Source organism: Streptomyces olivaceoviridis (genome assembly GCF_014650115.1).
Taxonomy (GTDB): Bacteria; Actinomycetota; Actinomycetes; order Streptomycetales; family Streptomycetaceae; genus Streptomyces; species Streptomyces olivaceoviridis.
The window spans coordinates 1-753 of the sequence record NZ_BMUI01000118.1; the positions used below are offsets into that span (position 1 = coordinate 1).

1 protein-coding gene is annotated in these 753 nt (G+C 66.7%); it reads right to left on the reverse strand.

The genetic code is table 11. The features are described from left to right. Positions 1-753 (reverse strand): IS5 family transposase gene (locus IE273_RS43160; RefSeq protein ID WP_189820559.1). Its coding sequence is split into 2 segments (ribosomal slippage), with 754 coding nucleotides annotated over them: positions 1-429 and positions 429-753; the frame shifts between segments, so codons are not numbered across the junction. This gene is flagged as partial in the annotation.

Below are 753 nucleotides of genomic sequence, written 5' to 3' on the forward strand. Positions count from 1 at the left end.
CGAGGCCGAGAAAGGCCAGGTAGTTCCGGGGGTTGCGTTCGTAGCGGGGGCTGAGTCGGCGGTAGCCGGACAGCCAGGAGATGGTCCGCTCGATCACCCACCTGCGGCGGCCCAATCGTTCGCTGGACTCGATGCCTTTGCGGGCGATGCGTACGCCGATGCGCTTGCCGCGTAACCATTTCCGCAGGTGAGGCACGTCGTACGCCTTGTCCGCGTGGAGTCGTTGGGGCTTGAAGTGGCGGCCGCGGTGGGGGTCGTGTCTCGTTTGGTGACCGGCCACCATAGGCTTCAGGCCCTCGCTGTCGTGGACGTTCGCGGCGGAGACGCCGACGACCAGGGGCAGTCCGTTCGCGTCCGACAGGATGTGTATCTTGGAACCCTGCTTACCCCGGTCCACGGGGCTCGGACCTGTGTGTTCGCCCCCCTTTTAGCGCGCACGTGGGCGGAGTCGAGGACCACGCGGGAGACGTCGATAAGCCCTGCGTCGTCGAGCCGGTGCAGGACCGCTTCGTGCAGCCGGCCCCAGACCCCGGCCCGCGACCAGATCAGGAACCGGCGGTGGGCGGTCGACTTCGATATCTCGAAACACGGCGGCAGAGCACGCCAGGCACAACCGCTGACCAGCACGTAGATGATCGCAGCGAACAGCGTCTCATCAGGCGTGTCCTGCGTTCCGCCGCCCTGTGGCCGCACCTTCGACGGCGGGATCAACGGCTTCGCGATCTCCCACAGCCCGTCCGGAACAATCCAACT